The organism is Pseudoxanthomonas sp. (assembly GCF_036845285.1).
GTDB lineage: Bacteria > Pseudomonadota > Gammaproteobacteria > Xanthomonadales > Xanthomonadaceae > Pseudoxanthomonas_A.
In genome coordinates this window covers 351,526-358,070 of sequence record NZ_DAIUEE010000003.1, presented here as the reverse complement: position 1 = coordinate 358,070, position 6,545 = coordinate 351,526, and the positions used below count along the sequence as shown (strand labels likewise).

The window sequence follows — 6,545 nt, the reverse complement described above, 5'->3', positions numbered from 1 at the left end:
GATGAGCTGGGACCGATGCCGATCTTGAACAGGTCGAACGTGCTGACTGCCATGCTGCGAACCACTCCGGAAAGGCCGCTATTCTAAGCACGTAGACGTTCCGCACCCTTCATTCCTCAACCGCCATGCCCCTGATCCTGTACCAGCGCGACGACTGTCATCTGTGCGACGAGGCGCTGGAAGTGCTCGCGCAAGCGCGCATTCCCGAGTTCGAAAGCGTTTTCATCGACGAAGACGACGCACTGGAAGCGCGCTACGGCATCCGCGTACCCGTGCTGCATCGCAGCGACACCGGTGCGGAGCTGGGTTGGCCGTTCGATGCGGGCGCGGTGGCGGTGTTCCTGCACCGGTAAAGCTGTCCGTCGACGGAACGGACGGACGGTGGCGTGCCAGGGCATGGGACGGTCGCGCTAGGCTTGGCCCCTCCAGTCGAGGGGGTTTCCCATGGCATTGATGCGCGGCGTGTGGCTGACGCTCATGGTCGCCGGTGCCGGCGTGCCCGTCGCGCCTGCAGGCGGTGTCCACGACGACGATCCGGCGCTGCGCCGGATGCACGGCGAGTTCGTCGATGCCTTCGTGGACAGCCGGGGCTTCGGCAAGATGCGTATCACCCCGATGATGGCGCGCATGCGCGATGCCTGGTTCGAGGCCGTGGACGAACACGGGCGCTGCGTGATCGACGTGGAACTGGTCGGTGTCGCCCGGCACGATCCGCCGGTGGTCCACACCGCCAGTTTCATGGGCTTCCAGCACCCGGATGGCGATCCCGGACTGCGCGTGTCTCCTGCCTCCACGCGCGGACTGCATGCGTGGGAGCGCGAGGCGCTGGCGGCATTGCAGGCGGGCAGGGAACTCGTCGTGCGAAGTACGTCGCGCGGCGAACGCGCGATGGGTGCGATCCGCGCGCGCCCGGCCTGTCTGTCATGCCATGAGAACCATCGCGAGGGAGACGTCCTTGGCGCCCTGGTCTACGGACTGGGACGCCTCTCCGTACCCGCGCAGGCGGCCGGGTCGCGTTCCTGCCAGCCCGCGCGGATCACTTCGTCTTGAACACGACCTTGGTGCTGATCGCGACCTCGTTCGGGATCGTCGAGGTATCGGCCCAGTCGCCGCCGCCGACGCCGAAGTCCAGGCGCTTCACCGTCGCCTTGCCGGCCAGCACCGGCTGCGCGCCCGGCGTCCAGGTGAAGGTCAGCGTCACCGGCTTGCTGACGCCGCGCAGCGACAGCGTGCCGTCGGCCGCGTACTGGTTGCCGCCCAGCGACCGGAACTTCGTCGCGGTGTAGCGCGCCTGCGCGAACTTGGCGACGTTGAAGAAGTCGGCCGACACCAGGGTGCCGTCGCGGTCGCCGTTGCCGGTCTGCGTGCCGGCGAGCTGGATGGCGACATCGAGCTTGCTGGTGGCGAGCTGCGCCGGATCGAAACTCAACGTGGTGGTGAAACCACCGAACTTGCCGGTGAAGGTTTCGCCCTGGTAGTTGCTGGCGAACACCAGGGTCGAACCCGGCGCCTGCACGTAATCGGCGGCGGTGGCCTGGCCGGCGACGGCCAGCAGCAGGGAAGCAAGCGCCAGGCGCACGCGGTCAGGGGTTTTCATCGGGGGAATCCTGCGGGGTGGGGGGAAGAGGGGCGGTGACGGGCGCTGCAACGGTGGCGCGTCGCCCCGGCAGCATGCGGCGCAGCGTGGCATCGCCCTGGAAGAAGTGGTGGTAGAACGCAGCGCCCGCGTGCGCAAGGACCAGCGCCACGAGAACCCAGAACAGCAGTTCGTGCGCACCCTCGGCGGCGTCGTGCACGCCGTCACTGCGGCCAGTGATGGCAGGCAGGTTGAACAGCTTGAACCACTGCAGCGGATAGCCAGCGGCCGAGTTCAGCACCCAGCCCGACAGCGGGATGGCGAACAGCAGCGCGTAGAGCAGCACGTGCGTCACCGACGCGATGCGTTGCTGCCAGGTGGGTGTCCCGGCGACCGGTGCCGGCGCGCCGGCATAGACGCGCCACAGCACGCGCAGCGCCACCAGCGCCAGGATGGTCAGGCCGATCGACTTGTGCAGCGCATAGACATTGATCTTGCGTGGCCCGTTCGGCAGGTCGCCCATGGTCAGGCCGAGATAGGCCATCACCAGGATCAGCACGACGATGGTCCAGTGGAACAGCTGGCTGACCGCGCCCCAGTGATGCTCGGTGTTCTTCAGTGTCACGGCGTCGGCTCCGCAGCGGGGGAGGAAGGAGGCGTGTCGGTCGCGTCGTCGCCGGCCTTGCCGCCGTAGGTGGCTTCGGCCTCGATCCGCAGTTCGACGGCGTCGCCGATCACCGATTTCCAGGCGGTGATGCCGAAGTCGGCGCGGCTGAGCGTGGTGGTCGCGGAGAACCCCACCGTGCGCCGGAACGGTGGCATCGGGTGGCGCTTGGCGGCATTGAGGGTCACGTCGAGCACGACCTCGCGCGTCACGCCGCGCAGGCTGAGATCGCCGACCACGCGCGCATGCGTCGCATCGACCGGTTCCACCCGCGTGGAGACGAAGCGCGCCTCCGGGTGGCCTTCGGCATCCAGCAGCGACTTCGCCAGCGTGGCCTTGTTCCAGTCCGCATCGCCCAGGTCGGCGCGCGCGATCGGCACGTGGACGTCGACGCGCGCGCGGCTCCAGTCGTCGGGATCGAACACCAGCGTGCCGGTGCTGCCGGAGACCGTGCCGAGCGCGTTCGAGAACCCGGCATGCGAGATGGCGAACATCACGCGCGTGTGCACGGGATCCAGCGTGTACTCCGCCAGGGTGTCGCGGGCGAACGCGGTGACGGGCAGCAGCGCCAGCAGGCAGAGGCTGTGCATCAGCAGGCGGCGGGTGGTCGTTCCGGGCATGGGGACGGATTCTAGGGGCCGGCCCATGAAGATACCCCGCTTGCGCGTGCAACGGTCCGTTGCGACGATGCCCGGCGGGGTGACCAGGGAACGAGGGGCGGGCAGGAATGGCGATGCGTGCGTGGTGGTTGGTGCTGCTGTGCTGCCTGGTGTGCGCGCCCGCGCTCGCCACCGTGCCCGAGATCCCGCGCTTCCGCCTGCTCGGCGCCGGCGATGGCCTGCCATCCAGCACCATCCCCGCACTTGCGCGTGATCGTGCGGGCCACCTGTGGATCGCGACCTGGGATGGCCTGGCGCGCTACGACGGCGTCAGCTTCAAGGTCTGGCGGCACGATCCGCTCGATCCCGCGTCGCTGCCGGGCAATGTCGTGCAGGCGCTGCATATCGATGCGTCCGACCGGATCTGGGTCGCGACCGAGAATGGCGGTCTCAGTGTGATGGATACCGATCGCCGCGGCTTCCGCCACTACCGCATGGCCGATCATCCCCGCATGGGCAGCGATGATGTGTTCGCCATCACCAGTCGCGGTGGCGACGTGTGGTTCGGCACCTTCGGCGGCGGCCTGCATCGCCTCGCCGCCGATGGCGGCATCACGCGTTTCGCCGCGGCGGCAGCGGGTACCGAAGGCCTGCCGTCGGACAACGTGCTGTCGCTGGCCTTCGATGCGAAGGGCGTGCTGTGGGTCGGCACCATGGGGGGGCTGGCCCGCTACGACGGCGGTCGCCTGCGCCGCCTGGCGCTGCCGGCCGGCGACGGCCTGATCATCTACTCGGTGACGGCCGATGCGGATGCCATGTGGGTGGGCGCCTCCGATGGCGTGCACCGCTGGTCGCCGGACGGGCACTGGGTGTCTCCGCCGTGGTCGCCGATGTTCGCGCGGCCCAACGCGCTGATCGCGATGACCAGCGACGGCCAGGGCGAGTACTGGCTGGCCAGCCAGGGCGGGCTGTGGCGCACGGAAGGCGATCTTGCGCCGTCGCCGGTCAACTACGACGCGCAGAGCGTGGGCATCGGCCGCGTCCTGCAGACGGTGCTGGCGCTGCCGGATGGTGGCCTGTGGGTGCCGGTGCCGACACGGGGCCTGGCCTACCTGCGTTCGGACTGGCGACGCATCGCCGCGTTTTCGTCGGCGCAGGGATTGGGCGGTGGCCTGTACCGCGGCCTGTCGCAGGCCGGTGCCGACGGCGTCTGGATCGCCAGCAGCACGGGCAAGGTCGAACGGCTGGATACGCGCAGCGGCCACGTCGTGCCGTTGCCGCACCATGCCGCACGGCTGGGCGAGTTGCGGCTGACCTCGTTGCGGCAGGACCGCCATGGCCTGCTGTGGATCGGCCATCGCAGCGGCCTGATCCGCATGGATCCGACTACCGGTGCGATGCAGCAGTGGGGTCAGGCCGGCGATGGCGCCGTGCCCGACAACACCTCGATCGACTGGCTGGTCGAGGCGCCGGACGACACCCTGTGGCTGGTCTCGCAGATGGGTGGCGTGCAGCAGCGCGAACTGGCGACCGGCCGCGTGCTGCATACGATCGCCAAGCAGGAGGACGGCAGCGGGCTGCCCGACATCGAGGCGCTGGTGGTCGCGCCGGACGGGAGCGTCTGGCTGGGGGGGGCCGCGGGCATGATGGTCTGGGATGCGGCGGCGGAGCGCTTCGTCGCCGTCGCCGCGATGGGGACCGAGCGCGTGTATGCGTTCGCCTTCGAACACGCCGACCGCCTCTGGCTGCATCGCATGTCCGGCGTCGAAGCCTGGCGCCGCGACGGCCATCGTTGGCTGCGCGAGCGGCGCATCGGTGCCGCGGAAGGATTGCCGGCGGTCGAGTCGACCGGCCTGGCGGTGGATCCGCAGCGGCGCGTGTGGCTGGGAACGCGCCGCGGCCTGTTCCGCATCGATCCCAACCTGCAGGGTTCGCGCACGCTGCTGCGCAACTTCGGCGTGCGCGAAGGACTGCTGAGCCAGGAGCTCAACGACCGGGGCCTGCTGATGACGCGGGATGGTCTGCTGGCGACCACGGCGGCGGACGGTTCGGTCTCGCTGCTCGACACGCAACTGCCCGATCCCAGGCCGGTCGTCCCCAACCTGGTGCTGGACGGCCTGCAGGTGAGCCGTGGCGACGATGTGATACCGCTGAGGATCGACCAGCCGCTGGTGCTGCAGCCCGGGGACCACGAACTGCTGGTCGGGACGCGCCTGCTGAGCTACGAGAATCCGCTGGGCAATCGTTATCGCTCGCTGCTCGAGGGCTTCGACACGGGCTGGGTCGACCAGGGAGCGAGTGGCGAGCGCGTGTTTTCCGCGCTCACGCCGGGCCGCTACCGGTTGCGCGTGCAGGCGTACGACGCCGCCGGCAACGCGTCGCGCGAGTTGCTGTTGTCCGCCCACGTGTTGCCGCCGTGGTGGCGCAGCCCGTGGGGCCTCGCGCTGTTCGCCGTCGTCGGCGTCCTGATGCTGCTGGCGGTCGCCGCTGCCTACCGCCGCCGCGTGCGCCGCCGCAGTGCGTGGCAACTGGCCGAGCACAAGCGCGAACTGGCCGAACAGGCCTCGCTGGCGAAGACCCGGTTCCTGGCCACGCTGGGCCACGAGATCCGCACGCCGATGACCGGCGTGCTGGGCATGAGCGAACTGCTGCAGGCGACCCCGCTGGACGATCGGCAGAAAGGCTATGCCGATGCCATCCAGCGCGCGGGCACCCACCTGCTGCGCCTGATCAACGATGCGCTCGACCTGGCGAAGATCGAGGCGGGCAAGCTGGAACTGCAGCAGGTCGAATTCGACCTGCACGCGCTCATCGCCGATGTCGTGGCATTGATGGGGCCGGTGGCGGGCAAGCGCGGACTCGCCTTCCACGACGGCATCGCCGCCGGCGTGCCGCGCACCGTACGTGGCGATCCGCTGCGGCTGCGGCAGATCCTGCTGAACCTGCTGGGCAACGCCATCAAGTTCACCGAGGCGGGCCACGTCTCGCTGCATGTGCAGCCCCTGGCGTCGCAGGGCGTCCGGCTGATCGTCGGCGATACCGGGCCGGGCATCAACGCGGAACAGCAGGCGCGGCTGTTCCGCCGTTTCGAGCAGGCCGACGGCGCGCAGACGACCGCGCGCTACGGCGGCAGCGGACTGGGACTGGCGATCTGCCAGGAACTGGCGATGGCGATGGGGGGCCGCATCGACATCGACAGCGCACCGGGCAGGGGCACGCGTTTTTCCGTCGACCTGCCGGCGCTGCAGGCCGTGGCGGGCGACGCCGGACGCGCGGCATCTCCGATGGAAGCGACGCAGGCGCCCGTGCAGGTCGGGTCGCTGCACATCCTGCTGGTCGAAGACGACGCCACGGTCGCCGACGTCGTGGCCGGCCTGCTGCGCGCGCGCGGCCATCGGGTGACGCACGCGCCGCATGGCCTGGCCGCCCTGGCCGAGGTGGTCACGACGGTCTTCGACGTGGCCTTCCTCGATCTTGACCTACCGGGACTCGACGGCATGGCGCTGGCCCGCCAGCTGCGCCTGCACGGCGTGACCACGCCCTTGATCGCGTTGACCGCGCGCACCGATGCCGAAGCCGAACCGCTCGCGCGGCAGGCGGGTTTCGACGACTTCGTCCGCAAGCCGGTCACCGGCGACATGCTGGCGGCGGCGATCGCATCGCAACGCGAGCGCGGTGCGCCGCCGGACGGGACGGCTCCCTGAGC

Annotated in this window: 6 protein-coding genes; 3 read left to right on the top strand and 3 right to left on the bottom strand. The window is 69.9% G+C overall.

Annotation, left to right across the window (positions count from 1 at the left end):
• Positions 1-125 precede the first annotated feature (125 nt).
• Complete coding sequence (locus V7060_RS06390) at positions 126-353, top strand: glutaredoxin family protein (protein ID WP_334178399.1); 228 nt, start codon at positions 126-128, stop codon at positions 351-353.
• Between the two features lie 91 nt (positions 354-444).
• Positions 445-1,050: a hypothetical protein gene (locus tag V7060_RS06385; protein WP_334178398.1), complete on the top strand. Its 606-nt coding sequence runs from the start codon at positions 445-447 to the stop codon at positions 1,048-1,050.
• On the opposite strand, the gene V7060_RS06380 is transcribed toward V7060_RS06385, so the two are convergent.
• Genes V7060_RS06380 through V7060_RS06370 form a run of 3 tightly spaced genes read right to left on the bottom strand, consistent with a single transcriptional unit; the run spans position 1,037 to position 2,830 of the window.
• Entirely contained in the window at positions 1,037-1,597 is a 561-nt protein-coding gene (locus tag V7060_RS06380; RefSeq protein WP_334178397.1) for a YceI family protein, read from the bottom strand. The genes V7060_RS06385 and V7060_RS06380 overlap by 14 nt on opposite strands.
• Positions 1,584-2,201, bottom strand: a complete 618-nt coding sequence (locus V7060_RS06375; RefSeq protein WP_334178396.1) for a cytochrome b — start codon at positions 2,199-2,201, stop codon at positions 1,584-1,586. Before V7060_RS06375 ends, V7060_RS06380 begins: the two co-directional genes overlap by 14 nt.
• Positions 2,198-2,830 carry a YceI family protein gene (locus tag V7060_RS06370; RefSeq protein WP_334178416.1) on the bottom strand — a complete coding sequence of 211 codons (633 nt, stop codon included), beginning with the start codon at positions 2,828-2,830 and terminating at the stop codon, positions 2,198-2,200. Before V7060_RS06370 ends, V7060_RS06375 begins: the two co-directional genes overlap by 4 nt.
• 143 nt (positions 2,831-2,973) lie before the next feature.
• On the opposite strand from V7060_RS06370, the gene V7060_RS06365 reads away from it, so the two are divergent.
• Positions 2,974-6,543 carry an ATP-binding protein gene (locus V7060_RS06365; RefSeq protein ID WP_334178395.1) on the top strand — a complete coding sequence of 1,190 codons (3,570 nt, stop codon included), beginning with the start codon at positions 2,974-2,976 and terminating at the stop codon, positions 6,541-6,543.
• The last annotated feature ends 2 nt before the right edge of the window (positions 6,544-6,545 follow it).

What these genes read in the sequence shown, in the direction of transcription:
- V7060_RS06380 (WP_334178397.1), bottom strand. Translation starts at nt 1,597, where the DNA reads ATGAAAACCCCTGACCGCGTGCGCCTGGCGCTTGCTTCCCTGCTGCTG.
- V7060_RS06390 (WP_334178399.1), top strand. Translation starts at nt 126, where the DNA reads ATGCCCCTGATCCTGTACCAGCGCGACGACTGTCATCTGTGCGACGAG.
- V7060_RS06365 (WP_334178395.1), top strand. Translation starts at nt 2,974, where the DNA reads ATGCGTGCGTGGTGGTTGGTGCTGCTGTGCTGCCTGGTGTGCGCGCCC.
- V7060_RS06385 (WP_334178398.1), top strand. Translation starts at nt 445, where the DNA reads ATGGCATTGATGCGCGGCGTGTGGCTGACGCTCATGGTCGCCGGTGCC.
- V7060_RS06370 (WP_334178416.1), bottom strand. Translation starts at nt 2,830, where the DNA reads ATGCACAGCCTCTGCCTGCTGGCGCTGCTGCCCGTCACCGCGTTCGCC.